Annotated in this window: 16 protein-coding genes; 7 read left to right on the top strand and 9 right to left on the bottom strand. The window is 67.7% G+C overall.

From position 1 onward, the window contains the following. Positions 1–9: 9 nt before the first annotated feature. The 7 genes from IQ782_RS27150 to IQ782_RS27120 all read right to left on the bottom strand — a co-directional run bounded on the left by IQ782_RS27150 (position 10) and on the right by IQ782_RS27120 (position 8162). Positions 10–822: an XdhC family protein gene (locus tag IQ782_RS27150; RefSeq protein ID WP_194137814.1), complete on the bottom strand. Its 813-nt coding sequence runs from the start codon at positions 820–822 to the stop codon at positions 10–12. 15 nt (positions 823–837) lie between these two features. After that, entirely contained in the window at positions 838–2019 is a 1182-nt protein-coding gene (locus IQ782_RS27145) for a vWA domain-containing protein (protein WP_194137813.1), read from the bottom strand. Continuing rightward, entirely contained in the window at positions 2019–2882 is an 864-nt protein-coding gene (locus IQ782_RS27140) for an AAA family ATPase (protein ID WP_194137812.1), read from the bottom strand. Before IQ782_RS27140 ends, IQ782_RS27145 begins: the two co-directional genes overlap by 1 nt. A 214-nt stretch (positions 2883–3096) precedes the next feature. Further along, complete coding sequence (locus IQ782_RS27135) at positions 3097–5517, bottom strand: aerobic carbon-monoxide dehydrogenase large subunit (RefSeq protein WP_194137811.1); 2421 nt, start codon at positions 5515–5517, stop codon at positions 3097–3099. Beyond that, positions 5514–6008: a (2Fe-2S)-binding protein gene (locus tag IQ782_RS27130; protein WP_194137810.1), complete on the bottom strand. Its 495-nt coding sequence runs from the start codon at positions 6006–6008 to the stop codon at positions 5514–5516. The genes IQ782_RS27135 and IQ782_RS27130 overlap by 4 nt, the downstream gene beginning before the upstream one ends. 11 nt (positions 6009–6019) lie before the next feature. Then, positions 6020–6853 (bottom strand): FAD binding domain-containing protein, encoded by an 834-nt coding sequence (locus IQ782_RS27125; protein WP_194137809.1) that lies wholly within the window; start codon positions 6851–6853, stop codon positions 6020–6022. 136 nt (positions 6854–6989) lie between these two features. Next, positions 6990–8162, bottom strand: coding sequence for an MHYT domain-containing protein (locus IQ782_RS27120; RefSeq protein ID WP_194137808.1), 1173 nt, complete (start codon positions 8160–8162; stop codon positions 6990–6992). Between the two features lie 278 nt (positions 8163–8440). Here IQ782_RS27120 and IQ782_RS27115 point away from each other — a divergent pair, with 278 nt between their 5' ends. From IQ782_RS27115 to IQ782_RS27090, 6 genes are all read left to right on the top strand, one after another. Continuing rightward, a complete protein-coding gene (locus IQ782_RS27115; protein WP_194137807.1) occupies positions 8441–9685 on the top strand; it encodes an ABC transporter substrate-binding protein in 1245 nt (414 codons plus the stop codon). Between the two features lie 69 nt (positions 9686–9754). Beyond that, entirely contained in the window at positions 9755–10627 is an 873-nt protein-coding gene (locus tag IQ782_RS27110; RefSeq protein WP_194137806.1) for a carbohydrate ABC transporter permease, read from the top strand. Beyond that, entirely contained in the window at positions 10620–11528 is a 909-nt protein-coding gene (locus IQ782_RS27105; protein WP_194137805.1) for a carbohydrate ABC transporter permease, read from the top strand. Before IQ782_RS27110 ends, IQ782_RS27105 begins: the two co-directional genes overlap by 8 nt. A gap of 5 nt (positions 11529–11533) precedes the next feature. After that, positions 11534–12631: an ABC transporter ATP-binding protein gene (locus IQ782_RS27100; RefSeq protein ID WP_194137804.1), complete on the top strand. Its 1098-nt coding sequence runs from the start codon at positions 11534–11536 to the stop codon at positions 12629–12631. 406 nt (positions 12632–13037) lie between these two features. After that, positions 13038–14810, top strand: a complete 1773-nt coding sequence (locus IQ782_RS27095; protein WP_194137803.1) for a hypothetical protein — start codon at positions 13038–13040, stop codon at positions 14808–14810. A 154-nt stretch (positions 14811–14964) separates the two neighbouring features. Next, a complete protein-coding gene (locus IQ782_RS27090; protein ID WP_194137802.1) occupies positions 14965–16248 on the top strand; it encodes an NAD(P)/FAD-dependent oxidoreductase in 1284 nt (427 codons plus the stop codon). Between the two features lie 44 nt (positions 16249–16292). On the opposite strand, the gene amaB is transcribed toward IQ782_RS27090, so the two are convergent. Next, complete coding sequence (gene amaB, locus IQ782_RS27085; RefSeq protein WP_194137801.1) at positions 16293–17813, bottom strand: L-piperidine-6-carboxylate dehydrogenase; 1521 nt, start codon at positions 17811–17813, stop codon at positions 16293–16295. 147 nt (positions 17814–17960) lie between these two features. Here amaB and IQ782_RS27080 point away from each other — a divergent pair, with 147 nt between their 5' ends. Further along, complete coding sequence (locus IQ782_RS27080) at positions 17961–18884, top strand: LysR substrate-binding domain-containing protein (RefSeq protein WP_194137800.1); 924 nt, start codon at positions 17961–17963, stop codon at positions 18882–18884. Positions 18885–19291: 407 nt separating this feature from the next. Here the strand turns inward: IQ782_RS27080 and IQ782_RS27075 are convergent, their stop codons facing one another. Next, positions 19292–20785 (bottom strand): amidase, encoded by a 1494-nt coding sequence (locus IQ782_RS27075; RefSeq protein ID WP_194137799.1) that lies wholly within the window; start codon positions 20783–20785, stop codon positions 19292–19294. Positions 20786–20915: the final 130 nt, after the last annotated feature.

The raw sequence follows: 20915 nt of genomic DNA, 5'->3' as shown, positions 1-20915 counted from the left end.
GGCGGCCCGTCAGGCGTGGGTCTTGCGACTGTCCCCGCGCAGGGCCCGGTCCGTGTTGCGCCACAGGATGATCTCGGACAACACCGACAGGGCGATTTCCTGCGGATCGATGGCATGGATGTCGAGCCCGGCGGGGGACTTGAGCCGGGCGATGCATTCGGGCGGCAGGCCCTCGGCGGCGAGCTTGGCGCAGAGCGTCTCGGACTTGCGCCGCGACGCAACCATCGAGACTCGGCTGGCAGGGCTTTCCAGCGCGGCGCGCAGACAGGCGAGGTCCTGGATGCCCTGGGTGGCGACGATGACGAAGTCGCGCGGACCGAGGCCGAGCGCCGAGAGCTCGGTTCCGGGAAAGCGGATCGCGCTTTCCGGGCCATTCCCCGCTTCGGGCAGCGCGAGGCGATATCCCGCCAGCGCCGCATGGGCGACGAGCGCCCGGCTGATCGGCGTGTCGCCGAAGACCACCAGCAGCGGCGGCATCTCGTAGGGCTCGATGAGCAGCTCCACTGTGCCGCCGGAGGGGCATCCGCTCTTGAACACCTGCGCGCCATCGGCATCGGTGAGGGCGATCACCTTGTCAGAGGGTTTGACCCGGATCAGCCGGGTCATCCCGCTGTCCAGCGCCGCCTCGGTGGCGGCCAGTACCGCGCGGCGGACACAGGCGCCGCCGAGGTGGCCGAGGATCTCTCCCTGTTCGGTCACCACCGCCTTGGCTCCGGCCTTGGCCGAGGTCACATCCGCCGTGCGCACCACCGTGGCCACGCAGAAGGGCCGACCGGAGCGGCGCTGCCGGTCTATCACGTCGAAAATGTCGAAATCGGACATGGGGCGACCTCGGTCTCAGAGTTTGGCGAAATGCGGTTCCAGTGCGGCCAGCGCGGCGATGGTGTTGGCGGGCAGATGCGCGTCGAGATAGGGCAGGGCGGCGGTCATCGCGGCGGCAACCGGCGCGTAGCCCTGCCAGCCGAGCAGCGGGTTCAGCCAGATGATGCGCCCGGCGCGACGACGGATGCGGGCGAGCGCCGTGGCCAGCCGTTCGGGCGTGCCCGTGCAATAGCCGTCGGAGAGGATGATCACCACGCTGCGCCGGTTCAACGCCTGCGCCCCCTGTCCCTCGGCGAAGCGCGTCAGCGCACCGCCAATGTCCGTGCCGCCGCCGAACCCCTCGGCCATCAGGCTGAGCCGCCCGGCGGCGCGCAGCGTGTCGTGATCGCGCAATGCCGGGGTGATGCGCATCAGCCGGGTGTGAAAGAGGTAGGCATCGGCCCTGGTGTCGGCCGCGACGAGCCCCTTCACGAAGGCCAGGAACACCCGCGCATAAACGGTCATCGAGCCCGACACGTCGCAGAGCGCAACCAGCCGCATCGGCCGGTCGGGGCGGGTCTTGCGCGGAAGGTCCAGCGGCTCGCCGCCGCGCGCCAGAGAGGCGCGCAGGACGCGGCGCAGATCCAGATCGGCGCCCCGGTGCGCCTGATGCCGGCGGCGCGACCGTCGGTCGCGGATCGCGCGGGCCAGATCGCGGGCGGCGCGTTCGGCGGCACGGCGGCTGTCTTCGTCCATCAGCTCGCGCAGGTCGCGCTTGCGCAGGTTGCGCGTGCGGGTGGCGATCAACCGTCCGTCGATGCCCTCGGCTTCACCCTCACCGCCGCCGGGCGTGGTCTCGCCCGCGCCCTCGGGTGCGCCCGCCTCGGGGCAGAGATGCGCCTGCCACAGCATCGGACGCGCCGACTGGGTGCGGACATGCGCGTTGGCGGCGCGCTGCCGGATCCTGCCTGCGTTGAACCAATAGGCGTCGAAGAGCGCATCGAAGCTGCGCCAGCCCTCGGCACCCGGCACCAGCAGCACCTTCAGCGCCCGCCGCGCCTGATCGGCATCGGTGGCATCGATCTCCGCCAGCACCGCGAGCGCGTCCGCGGTCTCCTGCGGTCCGAGGTGCATGCCATTCAGCCGAAGGTGCGCGACAAAGCCGGTCATCCGGTCGGCCAGCCCCTCGGCGCGGGTGGGAAAGCGTGTCGCCTGCATCACGCCACCTTGCCGATGATGCGGTCGAGCAGCTCGGGCGGGGCCGCGTCGCGGTCCGCGGCGGTTTTCAGCAGGCAGACAAGCGTGGCCCGGAGCGCGGCGCGGTCCTCGGTCAAGTCGTTGATCCCGAGCCCCGCCAGCGCCGCCGCCCAGTCGAGCATCTCGGCAATCCCCGGCTTTTTCTCCAGCTCCTCGCGGCGCAGGGCCTGCACCACGCCGACGATCTGCCGCGCCAGCCGCGCCTCGATCCGCGGACCACGCCGGGCGAGGATCGCGAGCTCGGTGTCGCGGTCGGGATAGTCAATGTAGGCATAGAGACAGCGCCGCCGCAGCGCGTCCGACAGGTCGCGCGTGCCGTTGGCAGTGAGGATCACCAGCGGCCGGCTGGTCGCGGTGATGGTGCCGATCTCGGGGATGGTGATCTGGAAATCCGACAGAATCTCAAGAAGATATGCCTCGAATTCCTCGTCGGCGCGGTCGATCTCGTCGATCAGGAGCACTGGCGGCTCGGCCTGGCAGATGGCCTCGAGCAGCGGCCGCCGGAGCAGGAACCGGTCAGAGAAGAGGCTGTCCTCGCCGGCCCCGTCGGCGCGGATCGCCAGCAATTGACGTTGGTAGTTCCATTCGTAGATGGCGTGGGCCGCGTCCAGCCCCTCGTAACATTGCAGCCGGATCAGGCGCGCCTGCCGCACCTCGGAGAGTGCTTTGGCGATTTCGGTCTTGCCGACTCCTGCCGGGCCTTCCAGCAGCAACGGCCGGCCCAGCGTGAGCGCGAGATGCAGAGCCATGACAAGCGTGTCGTCGGCGACGTAGCCGGCGGCGGCGAGCGCGCGCTTGAGATCGGCTTGCGGTGTGGTGGTCATCCTGGCTCCTCGTTCAGGCACCCGAAGCGCACCGCGTGATATCCCCGTCACACGGCACGCTTCGGGCCAACCATGCCCGGGTTCAGGCGCTCCCCAGAACCCTCGCCCTTGCGGCATGGGCAAGATCGTGCCCGGTCCCCCACCGGACCATCAGAGCACGTCTCGACTTCCACGTGTGCAGCGCCGGGTCCGGCCCGGCGCTGCGAATTCCTCCTCAGACGTGCAGCCCCAGATCCTCGGCGATCTTCCAGATCCGCCAGTGATCATGCGGCATGTGACTCTGCACCAGCCCGAAGGGCCGGAAGGCATCATGCACCGCGTTGGAGAAACAGGGCACCGATCCCACGTTCGGGCTTTCGCCCACGCCCTTCGCGCCGATCGGGTGATGCGGGCTGGGGGTGACGGTGAAATCGGTGGTGTAATGCGGCGTCTCCCAGGCCGTCGGCACGAAGAAGTCCATCAAGGTCGCCGTCTTGTGGTTGCCCATCTCGTCGTAGGCGATCTCCTGCCCCATCGCGATGGCGTAGCCCTCGGTCGCGCCGCCGTGCACCTGCCCCTCGATGATCATCGGGTTGATCCGCGTGCCGCAGTCGTCGAGCGCGTAGAAGCTGCGCACCGCGTGCTCGCCGGTGTCGACGTCGATTTCCATCACGCAGATGTAGGCGCCGAAGGGATAGGTCATGTTGGGCGGGTCGTAATAGCTGACCGCCTCGAGGCCAGGCTCCACCCCCGGAATGGCCTGGTTGTAGGAGGCAAAGGCGATTTCCTTCATCGTCTTGAAGCGCTCGGGCGCGCCCTTGACCACGAAGCGGTCGACGTCGAACTCGACGTCGTCGTCATGCACCTCCAGCAAGTAGGCGGCGATCATCTGCGCCTTGGCACGGATCTTGCGCGCCGCCATAGCCGTGGCCGCCCCGGCGACCGGGGTCGAGCGCGAGCCGTAGGTGCCCAGCCCGTAGGGCGCGGTGTCGGTGTCGCCTTCCTCAAGGGTGATGTCGTCCGCCGGAATGCCGATTTCCGACGCGATGATCTGCGCGAAGGTGGTGGCGTGGCCCTGCCCCTGGCTGATCGTGCCGAGCCGGGCGATGGCCGAGCCGGTGGGGTGGATGCGGATCTCGCAGCTGTCGAACATGCCGAGCCCGAGGATGTCGCAGTTCTTCACCGGACCGGCCCCGACGATCTCGGTGAAATGGGTCAGCCCGATGCCGATCAGCTTGCGCGTCTCGCCACGCTTGAACGCCTCCAGCCGCTCGGCCTGCTCGCGGCGCAAGCCATCGTAGCCGACGGCGTTCAGCGCTTTTTCCCAAGCCGTGTGATAGTCGCCGCTGTCATACTCCCAGCCAAGCGCCGACTGATAGGGGAACTGCTCCTTGCGGATGAAGTTGATCCGCCGCAGCTCCGCCGCGTCCATGTTCAGCTTGATGGCGAGCACCTCGATCATCCGCTCGATGAAATAGGCCGCCTCGGTCACCCGGAACGAGCAGCGGTAGGCCACCCCGCCCGGTGCCTTGTTGGTGTAGACGCCGTCGACCGCGAGATAGGCCACCGGGATATCGTAGGATCCGGTGCAGATGTTCATGAAGCCCGCCGGGAACTTGGTCGGATCGGCGCAGGCGTCGAAGCCGCCGTGGTCGGCGGTGGTGTGGCACCAGAGGCCGGTGATCCTGCCCTCTTTCGTGGCGGCGATCTTGCCCTGCATCCAGTAGTCGCGGGCAAAGGCGGTGGACATCAGGTTGTCCATCCGGCTTTCCACCCACTTCACCGGCTTGCCGGTGACGATCGAGGCGACGATCGAGCAGACGTAGCCGGGATAGACCCCGACCTTGTTGCCGAAGCCGCCGCCGATGTCGGGGCTGATGACGCGGATGTTGTGCTCGGCGATGCCCGAGATCAGCGAGGCGACGGTGCGCACTGCGTGCGGCGCCTGGAAGGTGCCCCAGAGCGTCAGCTTGCCGGTGACCTTGTCCATCGAGGCCACGCAGCCGCAGGTCTCGAGCGGCATGGGATGGGTGCGGTGGTAGTAGACCATCTCCTCGGCCACCACGTCGGCTTCGGCCAGCACCGCCTCGGTCGCGGCCTTGTCGCCCTGCTCCCAGGTGAAGATGTGGTTGTGATGCCGGCGGGGCCCGTGCGCGCCCTCGGTCTGGCCGGCGAGATCCTCGCGCAGCACTGGGGCATCGGGGTCCATCGCCTTGAACGGGTCGGTGACGACGGGCAGGTCCTCGTAATCGACCTCGACCGCCGCCACGCCATCGGCGGCGGCGTAGCGGTCGGTGGCGACGACATAGGCGACTTCCTGGCCCTGGAACAGCACCTTGCCGTCGGCCAGCACCATCTGCTTGTCGCCCGCCAGCGTCGGCATCCAGTGCAGGCCGAGCGGTTCCAGATCCTTGGCAGTCAGCACCGCCAGCACGCCGGGCACCGCCAGCGCCGCCTCGGTGTCGATCGAGAGCACACGCGCATGGGCATAGGGCGAGCGGACGAAGTCGCCGGTCAGCATGCCGTCCAGCTTGATGTCGTCGACATAGTTGCCGCGCCCTTGGGTGAAGCGCACGTCCTCGACCCGCTTGCGCGAGCAGCCCATGCCCTTGAGGGTGGCGCTGCGCTCTTCCGGCGATTGAACCTCGTCCTTCATTCCGCGGCCTCCTTGTGGGAGTTGAGCTGCTCCGCCGCGGCGAGGATTGCCTTGACGATGTTCTGGTACCCGGTGCAGCGGCAGAGGTTGCCCGAGATGCCGAAGCGCACCTCTTCCTCTGTGGGAGTCGGGTTCTCCTGCAGGAGCCGGTGCGCGCGGGTGATCATCCCCGGTGTGCAGAAACCGCATTGCAGCCCGTGGTGCTCGCGGAACATTTCCTGCAGCACGCCGAGCGTGCCATCGGGATTGGTCAGCCCCTCGATCGTGGTGATCTCGGCGCCATCCGCCTGGCAGGCGAAGACGGTGCAGGATTTGACCGACTTGCCGCCCATGTCCACGGTGCAGGCACCGCAATGGCTGGTCTCGCAACCGATGTGCGGGCCGGTGACCTTGAGGTTTTCCCGCAGGAAGTGGATCAGCAGCATCCGCGGCTCCGCGAGCCCCTCGACCTCTTGGCCGTTCAGCCGGAACTTGATGTGCATCTTGCTCATGGCTGCCCCCCTCAAGCCCGGCGCGACAGCGCGCTGTCGATGGCGCGGCGCAGGATCACGGCCGCCACGTGCTTCTTGAAGGCGATGGGCCCGCGCATGTCCTCCTGCGGGTCGATCGCGGCCAGCATGGCCGCGACGCAGCCCTCGATGTCGCCGCTTGCCAGCGCGGTTCCGGCCTCTTCGGACCAGACCGGCGTGTCGGACAGGTTGGTCATCGCCACCGATGCCCCGTCCGACCCGATCAGCACGGCGGCGGCGGCGGTGGCGTAGTCGCCGATCTTGCGCTTCTGCTTGGCATAGGCGTAGCCGGTGCCCGACGCGGGCACGGGGATGAGGATCTTCGTCAGGATCTCCAAGTCGCTGCGCGCGGTGAAATAGGCGGCCTCGTAGAAATCGCGGGCGGCAACCTGACGGGTGCCCTCGGCGCCATACAGCTCGAAGCGTGCGTCGAGACATTGCATCAGCCCCGGCATATCGTTGCCTGGATCGCCGTTGGCGACATTGCCGCCGACGGTGCCCATGTAGCGCACCTGAGGGTCGGCGATTTGCAACGCCGCCTCGCGCAGCAATGGGATCGCGGCGGCGAGGTCCGCATTTTCGATCAGCTCGTGCTGCGTGGTCATCGCCCCGAGAGTGGCGGTGCCCTCCGCGATCGTGATGCCCTTCAGTGCGCCGATGGCCTGAAGATCGATCAGGTGTCTCAGGTCGGCCATGCGCAGCTTCATCATCGGGATCAGGCTGTGACCCCCGGCCACCACGCGGGCCTCGTCTCCGTGTGCGCGCAGAATGTCCACCGCCGACGCCAGATCGGCGGGCCGATGGTATTCGAACCCGGCTGGTATCATCAGAACTCCTCCCATCGGCATACGTGACGACGCCGTTGGCCGGAGCTTCGGACAAGTCCTGCGGGCCTCAAAATGTCCTGTCGCGAATGCCGGTATTTCGTGCACGAACTGCGAAATGGCTGCACGAAGTGCGAAATCAGACCCCGAGAGCGGTCTTCACATCGGCCAGCCGCGAGCGGCTCACGGGCGCCTTGGCAAGGGTCTCGACCTCTTTGAAGAAGCAGACACCGGTGTCCTTGGTGCGTTGGAAGTGGCTGACGTGGGAGGGGTTGATCAGGTAGGAGCGGTGCACACGCAGGAAGCTGTAGGGCCCGAGCCGGTCACAGGCCTCTGAAATCGACCAGGGGCAGAGATGCTTGTGCTTGCCGGTGTAGATCACCGTGTAGTGGCCCTCGGCACGAAGAGCGGCGATGCTGGACGAGTCTGCGAAATGGATTTTGCCATCCCGCTCGAACGGCACGGGCAGCGAGCCGGGGGCCGGCTCCCTGGGCCGCGTGGGCGGGGAAGGCCGCGATTTGACCCCGTCGGGTGCCGCGGGTTCGAGGGGTGCCGGGGGCGGTGACGGGGGGTGCGACGGGAAGGGGGCCTGCGCCGGGGCCTCTGGCGGGGTGAAGAAGGACACGCCGCTCAGCAGCGCGACACCGCTGATCACGAAGGAAGAAAGCGTGACCAGCATTGCCAGGATCGCATTGCTCAGCGCCGGACCGGCGGTGCCCTCGGCCTCGGTGCGATAGAAGTCGGTGCCCGCCATGGCGACGAAATGCATGGTCACGACGGCGATGGCGAAGCACAGCGTTCCAAGCAGGATGTGTCCCTTGCTGCGCGTGCCGTAAGCGGCCCAGATCGCCAGGTTCGACAGCCCCAGAGCGGTGACCAGCGAGATGGCCACTCCGGGCAGTCCGAAGACCGGCCCGCAAAGCTGCATGCCCAGCATCCCGATGTAGTGCATCGCCGCGATGCCGCCGCCCAGCACCACCCCCGCCAGCGCGATGCGCAGGCGGGTGCGCTGGCCGAAATGCAGCAGCAGCAGTGCCAGGCCGACCATCAGGATGGCGACCAGCACCGAGATCAGCGTGTTGAGCCCGTCGTAATAGAAAATCACCGGCAACTGGAGCCCGAGCATGGCGACAAAATGCATCGACCAGATGCCGCCCCCGAGCACGATCGCCGCGACCACCACCAGCAGTTTGCGCTGCCCGGTTCCGAGGCGCGAGGCCCCACGCAGCAGCGACAACCCGCTGAAACCGGCAAACAGGGCCACGGCAAACGAGGCCGCGACCATCCAAGGATTGTGACTGAAGTCCAGCACCGGCACGCTCCTCCCCGGCTTGGAAGCTATCACAGTCCGGCAATCACGCAATTGGCACGGACGAGAGAGCGGGTCCTGTTGCGCGCTGCGCGACCCGTCGTTACCGCCAAACCACAAGCTGCACCGCAGCGATGTAACGGGCTGTAACAGAACGCTCGGTTTTCTGCGGAAATGCTCGAAGTTCGCGCCATGTAGGGCCTTGCGAACACAATCTGCCAAAGCGCAGGATTTCTGTCATCGCTGCCCGCGGGGGCAGCAACTACGGGAGGATTACCAACATGAAATACACCGCTAAGGCGGCGATCTCCGCCATTGCCCTGACGGTTGCTGGCGCGGCCCATGCCGAGCCGCAGGCCGAAGTCCTGCACTGGTGGACCGCCGGTGGCGAGGCCAAGGCCGTCGCCGTGCTCCAGCAGGAATTCTCGGACAATGGCGGCACCTGGACCGACATGCCGGTGGCCGGTGGCGGCGGCGATGCCGCGATGACGGCGCTGCGCGCCCGCGTGCTCTCGGGCAACGCGCCGACCGCCGTGCAGCTCAAGGGTCCGGCGATCCAGGAATGGTACGAAGAGGGCGTGCTGGCCGATATCTCCTCGGTCGCCGAAGCCGAAGGCTGGGCCGACGTGCTGCCCGCGCAGATCGCCGAGCACATGAAGTGCGAAGGCTCCTGGTGCGCTGCGCCGGTGAACGTGCACCGCGTCGACTGGATCTGGGCCAACAAGTCGGTCCTGGATGCCAACGGCATCGAGATGCCCACCACCTGGGACGAGTTCAACGCCGCAGCCGAGAAGCTGCAGGCGGCGGGCGTGATCCCGCTGGCGCACGGTGGCCAATCCTGGCAGGACGCCACCGTCTTCGAGACCGTGGTGCTTGGCCTTGGCGGCCCCGAGTTCTTCCAGAAGGCGCTCGTGGACCTCGACCCGGAGGCGCTGACCTCGGACACGATGGTCAAGGTCTTCGACCAGATGCGCACCCTGCGCGGCTATGTCGATGACAACTTCTCGGGCCGTGACTGGAACCTCGCCACCGCCATGGTGATGAACGGCGAAGCCGCCTTCCAGATCATGGGCGACTGGGCCAAGGGTGAATTCCTGGCCGCGGGCAAGGTGCCGGGCGAGGACTTCCTCTGCGCCTCGACGCCGGGTGAGGGCTACCTCTACAACGTCGACAGCTTCGCCATGTTCGAAGTGGACGGGGACGACAAGAAAGCCGGGCAGGACCTGCTTGCCAAGCTGATCGTCGGCCCGAACTTCCAGAAGGTGTTCAACCTCAACAAGGGCTCGATCCCGGTCCGCACCGACGTGTCGCTCGACGAGTTCGACGAATGCGCGGTGAAATCCTCCGAGGACATGAAGGCCAGCGCCGAGACCGGCTCGCTGCTGCCCTCCTACGCCCACGGCATGGCGCTGCGCGGTGCGCAGTCCGGCGCGATCACCGACGTGGTGACGGCGCACTTCAACTCGGACATGAGCTCCGAGGATGCGGTGAAGATGCTCGCGGACGCTGTCGCGAACTCGATGTAATCGTCCCCGGTCTTCGACCAAACCCAAGCGGGCCCGTCTTACGGGACGGGCCCGTCAAAGGAGAACACCATGGCCAAATGGTTCGAAACCCATTTGCCGAAGATCGTGCTGGCGCCCAGCTTCATCGCGGTCCTGATCTTCGTCTACGGCTTCATCGGCTGGACCGCCTGGGTGTCGCTCACCCGCTCCAAGCTGATGCCGCGCTACGAGATCGACGGCTTCATCCAATACGACCGGCTCTTTGCCTCCCCGCGCTGGGACACGGCAATGAACAACCTCTACATCTTCGGGGGGATGTTCATCATCATCTCGCTGGTGCTGGGGCTGATCCTCGCCATCCTGCTCGACCAGCAGATCCGCGTCGAGGGCGCGATCCGCACGATCTACCTCTATCCCATGGCGCTCTCGATGATCGTCACCGGCACCGCGTGGAAGTGGATCCTCAACCCGGGCCTCGGCGTGCAGGCGATGGTGCAGGGCTGGGGGTTCGAGAACTTCAAGTTCGACTGGCTGGTGAACCCGGACATGGCCATCTACACGGTGGTGATGGCGGCGATCTGGCAGAGCTCGGGCTTCGTCATGGCGCTTTTCCTCGCCGGCTTGCGCTCGGTTGACACCGAGATCATCCGCGCCGCGCAGATCGACGGCATCCCCACCTGGCGCGTCTACACAGCGATCATCATCCCCTCGATGGCGCCGATCTTCCTGTCGGCCTTCATCGTGCTGGCACACCTCGCCATCAAGAGCTTCGATCTGGTCATCGCGCTGACCGGCGGCGGCCCCGGCTATGCCACCGACCTTCCGGCCACCTACATGTACGCGATGGCCTTCTCGCGCGGCGACGTCGGCCAGGCGGCAAGCTCGGCGATGATCATGATGATGGTGATCTTCATCATCGTGGTGCCCTACCTTTACTCCGAACTGAGGGCGAAAAATGACTGATGTCTCTGCAACGCCCGCCGCAGCCGCGGCAACCCGGTCGCAGGGCGCGGGCCTGAAGACCGCGCTGCGCTGGGGTCTCTACCTGATCCTCGCGCTCTTCGCGGTCTACTACCTGTTGCCGCTCTTCGTGATGCTCACCACCTCGCTGAAAAGCCTCGAGGAGATCCGCACCGGTGATCTTGTCGCGCTGCCGCGCGAAGTCACCTTCGACGCCTGGGCCAAGGCCTGGTCCGGCGCCTGCACCGGCATCCAGTGCGAGGGCGTGCGCCCCTACTTCTGGAACTCGGTGCAGATCGCGGTGCCCGGCGTGCTGATCTCGACCCTTCTGGGGGCGGTGAACGGCTACGTGATCGCGCAATGGCGCTTCAAGGGCGCTAACATCATCTTCGCGCTGATGCTCTTCGGCTGCTTCATCCCGTTCCAGGTTGTGCTGCTGCCGATGGCGCGCCTGCTTGGCCTGATGGGTATTGCAGGCACCATTCCGGGGCTGATCTTCGTGCACGTGATCTACGGCATCGGCTTCACCACGCTGTTCTTCCGCAACTACTACGTCACGATCCCGCAGGAGCTGGTGAAGGCGGCAAAGGTCGATGGCGCGAGCTTCCTGCGCATCTTCTGGTCGATCTTCCTTCCGCTCAGCATCCCGATCATCGTGGTCAGCGTGATCTGGCAGTTCACCCAGATCTGGAACGACTTCCTCTTCGGTGTCTCCTTCAGCTCGGCCGGCACGCAGCCGGTGACCGTGGCGCTCAACAACATCGTCAACTCGACGACGGGCGTGAAGGAATACAACGTCGACATGGCCGCCGCGATCATCGCCGCGCTGCCGACCCTCCTCGTCTACGTCGTCGCCGGCAAATACTTCATCCGCGGTCTGACCGCCGGATCCGTCAAAGGATGATCCCCATGGCTCCGATCCTCGATATCCAGCACCTCTACAAGAACTACGGCGCGACCGAGATCCTCAAGGACATCAACGTCTCGATCGAACCGGGCGATTTCCTCGTGCTCGTCGGCCCCTCGGGCTGCGGCAAGTCCACGCTGCTCAACTGCATCGCCGGGCTCGAGCCGATCACCGGCGGCACGCTGAAGATCGGCGGCGAGGACATGACCCATGTCTCGCCCAAGGACCGCGACATCGCCATGGTGTTCCAGTCCTACGCGCTCTACCCGACGATGAGCGTCGCCAAGAACATCACCTTCGGCATGAAGGTGCGCGGCGTCGATCAGGCGACGCAGGACCGCAAGCTTGCCGAGGTGGCCCGCCAGCTGCAGATCGAGCCGCTGCTCAAGCGCCGTCCCGGCCAGCTCTCGGGCGGCCAGCGGCAGCGCGTGGCGATGGGCCGGGCGCTGGTGCGCGATCCCAAGCTCTTCCTCTTCGACGAGCCGCTGTCGAACCTCGACGCCAAGCTGCGGGTCGAGATGCGCACCGAGATCAAGTCGCTGCACCAGCGGCTCGGCGCGTCGATGGTCTACGTGACCCACGACCAGATCGAGGCGATGACGCTGGCGACCAAGATCGTGGTGATGAAGGGCGGCGTGATCCAGCAGATCGGCACCCCCGCCGAGATCTACAACAAGCCCGCCAACCTCTTCGTGGCGGACTTCATGGGCTCGCCGGCGATGAACCTGATCCCGGCCAAGGCGCGCGCCAATGGCGTCGGTACCAAGCTCGAGATCGCCCGCGACGGCGCCGAGCCGATCGTGCTGACGGACGCCCGCGCGAAGAACCTGCCCGAGGACGTGATCCTCGGCCTGCGCCCCGAGGACATCTCGGAGCCCGGCTACCGCTCGGGCGAGAGCGTGCAGGAGGCGCAGTGTCAGGTCGCGATCGTCGAACCGGCGGGGGCCGACACCTACGTGATGACCACGCTCGGCGGCAAGCAGATCACCGCCCGTCTTCACGCCGAGACCGCGGCAGCACCGGGGGCGGCGCATACTTTCGCCTTCGATCTTGGCAAGGTGTCCTACTTCAATCCCGGCACCGGCGAGCGCATCCTCTGAGCTCCCGCCGGGTCTGCCCGGCGGATCGCGCTTTTCCAGCACGGCGGCGGGCCCCCGCCGCCGTGCGCGTTTCCGGGGCAGGATGCCCTGCGGCAGAACCTCGCCCATGACACCCGTCCCCGCGGATCGCGCTTGCGCGGGCAGGGGTGTCAATCTACCGTCGATTGCACGGCGCAGGTGGGATTTTCGCGCCGAGGTATCAGCTTTCAAACCCTTTTGATCACGACCGATCCGCGGATTTCGCGGCGCTTCCAGTTTCGACACGCCTGATCAGGCCGTTTCCGCCCCGCCCTGCGCGGGCCGCAGGCTTGGACAGCGTGCCCATGGCCTGCCGGCCCTTCGCCAGTTCTCCGGTTTCCCGACCCGCGCCCGCATCCTGCCGCCCGTGTCGCTCCCCGGAGGACGCATGCCCCTTGCCCTGCCCGCGGCACTCTCGACCACCGGCGATCCTGCGGCGGCGGCGCTGTTTGGCGGAAATATTCTCGCGCCCCGCGCCGCGATGACCGGCGACGGCTCCTACGCCGAGGCTGTGGCGGCGCTCAATGTCACCGGGTTGCGCTACCCCGGCGGCTCGCTGACGGAATACTACTTCTCGCTCACGGAACCCGACGCCGCGACCGCAATCCATGCGGTGACCGGGGCCGAAACCGCCTTCATCCCGCTTTCGGAGTTCATGACCTACGCTGGAGCGTCCGGCCATGCGGTCACCATCGTGCTGCCGACCCGCGACCAGCTGTCGGAGGTGCGCGACGAGACCGGCAACCGGCTGCCGCAGATCGACGAGGAGGATCTGCGCGACTTCCTTCATGACCTGGTGACCGGCGTCTACGGCGAGGCCGAGATCGCCGCGCTGGAGATCGGCAACGAATACTGGGGGTCTGGCGAAATGACGGCGGTGGAATACGGCCGGCTCGCCGCGCAGATGGCCGAGGTCATCGCCGATGAGCTGGCGCTGGTGGCCGAGGTGCAGGGCATCGACACAAGCGAGATCCGGGTGCTGGCGCAGATGGGCCAGAACTATGGTGCCTCGAAAATGTCGGAGGATTACTCCGGCTGGACTGCCGAGGAGATCATCGCCGATCTGGCGCAGACCTACCCGCGGGCGGGCCTGAGCAGCGCGAACATTCGCGGCAATGGCGAGGTCAACTGGTCCGAGGTGACCAATGCCCTGTTGCGCATGGGCTTCGAGACAGAGGCGCAGCAGGACGCCCTCGATGGGATCATTGCCCATGTCTACGCGCGTGGCAGCGAGGCCAGCCGCTCCTATGATCTCGACGTGATCCGCAACAGCTGGCTGGAACAGGAGGGCCTCGGGCACCTCGAGGTGCATGTCACCGAATGGAACCTGAAGTCCTCGGAAGCGCTTGATGCAGAACATGACTATGGGCTGCTGCAGGCGCAGGAGATGCTGGAGATCGTCGAGGAGTTCCTTGCCGCGGGGGTCGATCAGGCGCATGTCTGGCCGCTCATCCAGAACACCCCGAATGCCCTCGCCACCGGCTTCAGCTACGAGGGCAGCACCGTGCCCGGCGCGATGTTCTCACTGATGGCCGAGGCCATCCCCGGCAAGACCCTGCTGGACTTCACCCCCGCGCAGGACGCCACCACCGAGGCGCAGGCGGGCGACATAGACGTGCATGGCTTTGCCGGGCAGGGCGAGCTGCTTCTGTATCTCACCGCGCAGGGAAGTGCCGCGAGCCATGCCGAGTTGGACCTCTCGGGACTGGTGAGCGGTTTCGGCAGCATGGAGATCACCCTGCTCGGGGTTGCCGACGGTGCTGCGGCAGGGGACAGCGCTGCCATACCGCAGCTGCAAAGGCTCGATCCGCAGGAGGTCTATCGCGAGGGGGTGCTCGAGGTCAGCTTCGGCCCGCATGAGATCCTGCAGGTGGTGCTTCGCGATGTGCTGCCGAGCGAGGCATTCGCGCCACTATTCGAGGTGCTCGGCACTGCGGACGCGGGTGCGGATCCCGATGCAGACCCCGGTGCAGACGCCGGTGCAGACCCGGAGGCGGGCGCGGCAGGGTTGGAGACGATCCTGCCCGTCCTCGCGCCCGCCCCGCCGCCGCCCGACGCGGAAGACGGCGCCGACGACGGCGACAGCGAGGGTGGTTCCGGCTGGGCCGAGGTGGGCATGCTGCTGGCACTGCTGCCGCTGGTCGGGCTGCTCGGCCTCTGAGCCGGAACAGCTTGGTGGGGCAGCTTGTCCGCGCGCATTCTCCCGCCATGCGCGCCGCGTGTCGCCCCATGCGCAAACGGCACTGGACGCAGACCCGAGCGCCGGACAAGACTTGGCCCGCGGCCAAGGGGGTCGCAAGGACTGGACTGAAAACATGGATGAATTTCCGCGCGGAAATCTCTGGCATCACAGCGCAGGCGAAGGTTTCGCAGCGCCACCACTGGACCGGGACCTCGACGTCGATCTTGCGGTGATCGGCGGTGGCTTCACCGGCTGCGCGGCCGCGCTGGAGGCGGCGCGGCGCGGGGCCAGTGTCGCCCTGATCGAAGCGCATGAGATCGGGCACGGCGGCTCGGGGCGCAACGTCGGGCTTGTCAATGCCGGTCTCTGGCTGCCGCCGGACGCGATCCTCGCGCAGCTTGGCGAGACGGCAGGTCGTCGCCTGATCGAGGTGCTTGGGGCCGCGCCCGCGCAGGTCTTCGGGCTGATCGAGCGCGAGGGCATCTCATGCGAGGCGACCCGAAACGGCACGCTGCATCTTGCCCATGCGCCGGTGGGGGCCGCGGATCTGGCCTCGCGCCATCGGCAGGGCACCCGTGTCGGTGCGCCGGTGCAGCTGCTCGATGCGGCCGAGACGACACGGCGAACGGGTTCCACCGCCTTCCACGGCGCCTTGCTCGATCCGCGGGCGGGAACGGTGCAGCCGCTGGCCTATTGCCGTGGCCTCGCCCGCGCCGCGGTGGCGGCCGGGGCGCGCCTGCACGCGGGCACACCGGTCAAGGCGCTGTCGCGCGCGGGCGGCGGCTGGGAACTCCGGGCGGGCGGGCACCGGCTGCGCGCCGGGGCGGTGCTGATGGCGACCAATGCCTATCACGAAGCGTTCACCGATCCTTTCCGCCCCTCCTATGTCACGGTCCACTACAGCCAGTTCGCGACGCGGCCGCTGGGCGACGCGCAGCGCGCCCGTATCCTGCCGGGCGGCGAGGGCTGCTGGGATACGGCGCTGGTCATGTCGTCCTTCCGCACCGATCAGGCGGGGCGGCTGATCCTTGGCGCGATGGGCGATGCCGAGGGGCCCGGCGGGTGGCTGCACGCGGGCTGGGCACGGCGCAAGCTGGCGCAGGTCTATCCCGAGTTGGCCGAGCAGCCCTTCGAGCACGTCTGGCAGGGCCGCATCGCGATGACCTCGGATCACGTGCCCAAGGTGGTGCGCTTCGGTGATGCCGCGCTTGCGGTCTTCGGCTACTCGGGCCGGGGCATCGCGCCCGGAACCGTGTTCGGCACCGCGGCCGCCGTGGCGCTGCTCGAGGGCCGCGACGACGGCCTGCCGATCGCACCGATCGATGGCTACGCCGAGCGGTTCACCGGGCTGCGACGCGGCTACTACGAGTTCGGCGCGACGCTGACACACGCGCTGAAGCCGCGGCGTCTGGGCTAGGATCGACGCGGCGGGGCCGGGCGGGTTTCGCCCGGCCCGGGCTGTCAGTCGATGTCGAAGACCACGCCCTGTGCAAGCGGCAACTCCGAGGAGTAGTTGATCGTGTTCGTCGCGCGCCGCATGTAGGCGCGCCAGGCGTCCGAGCCGCTCTCGCGCCCGCCGCCGGTTTCCTTCTCGCCGCCGAAGGCCCCGCCGATCTCGGCCCCCGAGGTGCCGATGTTGACGTTGGCGATGCCGCAGTCGGAGCCGCGCGCCGACAGGAAGGTTTCCATCTCGCGCAGGTCGGTTGTGAAAATCGACGAGCTGAGGCCGCCGCCGACGGCGTTGTGAAGCTCAAGCACCTCGTCGAAGTCGCTGTACTTCATCACGTAGAGGATCGGCGCGAAGGTCTCGCGCAGCACCGGGCCGGCCTGCTCGGGCATCTCGACCAGGGCGGGCTTGACGTAGTAGGCGGCCGCGCCCTCGACCGACGCACGCGCGCCGCCATGCACGGTGCCGCCCAAATCCGCCGCCTCTTTCAGCGCCGCCTGCATACCCTCGAACGCCGCGCCGTCGATCAGCGGGCCAACCAGCGCGCCGCTTTCGAGCGGGTTTCCGACGGAGACGCTGGCGTAGGCGCGGCGCAGCGCCGGCACGAGCAGGTCGTAGACGCTGTCATGCACGAAGAGCCGGCGCATGGTGGTACAGCGCTGCCCGGCGGTGCCCATTGCGCCGAAGGCGATGGCACGCAGGGCCATGTCCATGTCGGCCGAAGGGCAGACGATGCCGGCGTTGTTCCCGCCAAGCTCCAGGATGCACTTGCCGAAGCGCGCCGCGACCTTCGGCCCGACGATGCGGCCCATGCGGGTCGAGCCGGTGGCCGAGATCAGCGCCACCTTGCGGCTGTCCACCAGCGCCTCGCCCAGCTCGGGCCCGCCCACCAGCACCTGGCTCAGGCCCTCGGGCGCGTCACCGAAGCGGGCCAGGGCGCGCTCGAAGACCGCCTGGCAGGCAAGTGCGGTGAGCGGCGTCTTCTCGGATGGCTTCCAGATCACCGGATCGCCGCAGACGAGCGCAAGCGCGGCGTTCCAGCACCAGGGCGCGCAGGGGAAGTTGAAGGCGGTGATGATGCCGACCACGCCGAGCGGATGCCAGGTTTCCATCATCCGGTGGCCGGGGCGCTCGGTGGCGATCGTCAGCCCGTAGAGCTGCCGCGACAGGCCCACGGCGAAGTCGCAGATGTCGATCATCTCCTGCACCTCGCCAAGCCCCTCCGAGGGTGACTTCCCGGCCTCGATCGAGACCATGCGGCCGAGCTCTTCCTTGGCCTTGCGCAGCTCCTCGGCATAGAGCCGGACCAGTTCGCCCCGGCGGGGAGCGGGCACGAGACGCCAGCTGCGGAAGGCCGATGCCGCGGCCTCGATGGCGCGCGCGGCGTCTTCGGCGGAGTGCACTGCAAGCGAGGCGACGCGCTCGCCGGTCAGCGGCGAGATGACAGGCAGGCCGCCCTCGATGTCCAGCGCGGCGGTGACGCCGCAACGCTCAAGGGTTTCTGCGGTGATCGAGGGCAGGGGTTTGCTCAGCATGGGGCCTCCGGAGGTCAGGTACGTGGGGAGAGTACCAAACCGGCGGTGCGCGCGCATAACGCCAAGTCGGGCTGACCCCATGCGGGTTTGGCATGGTGATCGTCCAGCGCGCGGCCTATCGTGGCGTCCATCAACCCGAGGACTGAAGTGCCCCTGCAACGACGCCTGCTGCCTGACATGAAGGTGCTGCAAACCTTTGAGCTTGCTGCCCGGCACGGCAATTTCACCCGCGCCGGCGAAGAGCTGGCGCTGACCCAGAGCGCGGTCAGTCGCCACGTGCGGGAGCTGGAAGACCAGGTCGGCAAGCCGCTGTTCGAGCGCTTGCGCGGCCGGGTCGTGCTGACACGGGCCGGGGCCGAGCTGTTGCCCGAGGTGCAGCGCTTGTTGCGCATGGCCGAGAGCACCATGCGCCATGCCAAGGCCGGCGCGCAGGGCGAGAGCTTGCTGGCGCTCAATGCGCCGCCCACCTTTGCCACCCGCTGGCTGATGCCCCGCCTGCCGGGCTTCCTCGCGCAGTACCCGGAGCTGCGCATCGACCTCAGCACCACGACCGGTGTCTTCGATCTCGACACGCGGCAGTGCGATCTGGCGTTGCATTTCGGCCAGCCGCTCTGGCCGGGCGGGAGCTGCACCTACCTGTGCAGCGAGATCGTGCTGCCGGTGGCGGGCGGTGCGCTGCGGGACGTCACAGTTGCGCGGGCCGAGGAGCTTGGGGCGCTGCCGAAGCTGCATGTCAGCAGCCGCGCGACCATGTGGGGCGACTGGTTTGCCCGGCAGGGGCTGGCGCAGGCCGAGGCGCAGGGTGGCCATTGGTTCGACGAATTCGCCCTCAGTATCGAGGCGGTGAAGGCCGGACTCGGTGTGGCACTCCTGCCGCGCTACCTGATCGAAGCAGAGCTGGAGCGCGGCGAACTGAGGGTCATTCTGGATGCTCCGCAGAGCACCGAGCAGGCCTGGTACATCGTCACACCTGAGGGCCGGGGCGAGAAGGCTGCGGCCTTCTCGGAATGGGTGCTGGGACAGGTCTCCTTCCGCCCGCTCGTCGGCGGGACCCGGCACGTGACTCCCTGACGACAAAGAATTTTATGGCTGCGTTCGACCTGGGTTGAGCCATGCGCGACGTGCAGAGCGGATCTTCCCGATCGGCAGTGGTGCTGCATCGCAGCAAATGGCATTCTCAGCTTATCGGCACCATGCAGTGCCGAGGAATTTTCTAGAGGCTCTCCTCCTCCTCCCTGAGCCTCGGAAATCGGCGGCGGCCCTTCTCCTCCTCCCTAGGGTCGCCGCCACCCATTCCTCCTTTCCTCGATGATCGCTCTGATGGGCCAACCCGGTCTGATGGTCCTGGACCGGCGCGACGCCGTGCCTGCCGCGTTTGAGCTGCCTCGTTCCCGGTCGCTGATGTGCCGTCCTTGTCGACGCGCCACCTCGCGGCGGCGCGTCGATAGGGACGTGGACCGTTGCGCCGGGTTCCGCGCTCAGTCGAAGGCGAGGAACCCCCGCGCCTCCGACAGCTTCGGGGCCCTTGCCAGAGCCGCCAGGTCGGGCCCGCGCGGGGCAAGATCGGAGAGACCCGCGATCACCGCTTCCAGTTCCGCCGCCACCGCCAGCACACCGCGATCGTCATGGCGCCTGCCGACGATCTGCAGCCCGAAGGGCATGCCGTTGGCGTCGCGGCCGCAGGGAATGGTGATCGACGGGTGGCCTGCAAGGGTCGAGGCATAGGCCAGCGCGAGCCAGTGATAGTAGCTCTTGGTCGCCGTACCGTCGATCTCGGTGGGGTAAAGCTCGTGCCAGTCGCGCGGAGAGATGCAGACCGCGGGCGAGAGAAGATAGTCCGTGGTCTCGAAGAAGGCTTGCCAGTCGCGATGGTAGCGGGCCTGGCCGAAGATCGCCTGCGCCACGTCCTCGGCGGAATAGCTCCGTCCCTCGGCGACGTTGTCATGCACGTTGGGTCCGACCAACTCGGGCTGCTCGTCGACCAGTTTCGCGTGCACACCCAGGAACTGCACCGCACGCAGCACGGCGAAGATGCGGTCGGCATCGGTACAGTCGGGCGTCGCGTCCTCGACACGTCCGAAGAAGGGCGCGAGCTGCGGCACGATCTTGCGGAAATGGTCGCGGACGATGCCTTCGGTGGGCGCAAACCCGAAGTCCTCGGTGACCGCGATGCGCAGGGACGACAGATCTCGGCGGGGCAGGGTGGCAAAATCCGCCGGGTCCCAGGGCGTCCTGCCGTCGATCACCGGCGTGAAGGGATCGTTGCGGTCCGGGCGCGCCATAACCGAGAGCATCAGCGCACAGTCGGCGACGTTGCGGGCCATCGGCCCCGAGGTCGGCAGCGGGATGAGACCCGCGGCGCGGGTGTTGCCGGGCACCACGCCGGGGCTGGGGCGATAGCCGACAACGCCGCAGAAGGCCGCGGGGTTGCGCAGGCTGCCGCCCGTGTCCGAGCCCGTGGCAAGCGGCGCATAGCCGCAGGCCAGCGCCACCGCCGATCCGCCCGACGATCCGGCGCAGCTGCGGCTGAGGTCATGCGGGTTCGCCGTCACGCCGTGAACCCGGTTGCGGGTATTGCCGCCGGCGCTCCATTCCGGCGTGTTGGTCTTGCCGATCGGAAAGCCGCCGGCCGCGCGCATGGCGGCGACGATGGCGTCGTCCTTGCTGGCGATGTTGTGGCGGAAGGCCTCCGAGCCGAAGGTGGTCGGCAGACCGGTCACGTCGATCATGTCCTTCACCGCGAAGGGCAGACCGTGCAGCGCGCCCAGGTCCTTGCCCGCGGCGACATCGGCCTCGGCCTGCCTCGCGGCCTTGAGCATCCCGTCGAAATCGCGCGCGATCAGCGCATTGACCGCAGGGTCAAGCGCTTCAACGCGGGCAATGCAGGCCTCGGCCAGTTCGACGGGCGAAAGCTGCTTGCGGGCGATCATGCGGCGCGCCGCGCGCGCGCTGAGGTCTGCGGGATGGGTCATCTAGGGGCTCCTTGGTGATCGGGTTGCGTCCCGGGGGACGGGGGCGGTGTCACCCCATCAGCGCCTTGCGCAGCATGTTGCCGGCGAGCAGCAGCACGGTCAGCGCGAAGACCAGCCGCAGCCGCGCCGG

The sequence above is a fragment of the Salipiger mangrovisoli genome (genome assembly GCF_015223355.1).
Classification (GTDB): domain Bacteria; phylum Pseudomonadota; class Alphaproteobacteria; order Rhodobacterales; family Rhodobacteraceae; genus Salipiger; species Salipiger mangrovisoli.
The sequence above is the reverse complement of the archived record's forward strand: the minus strand, read 5'-3'. Positions and strand labels throughout refer to the sequence as shown.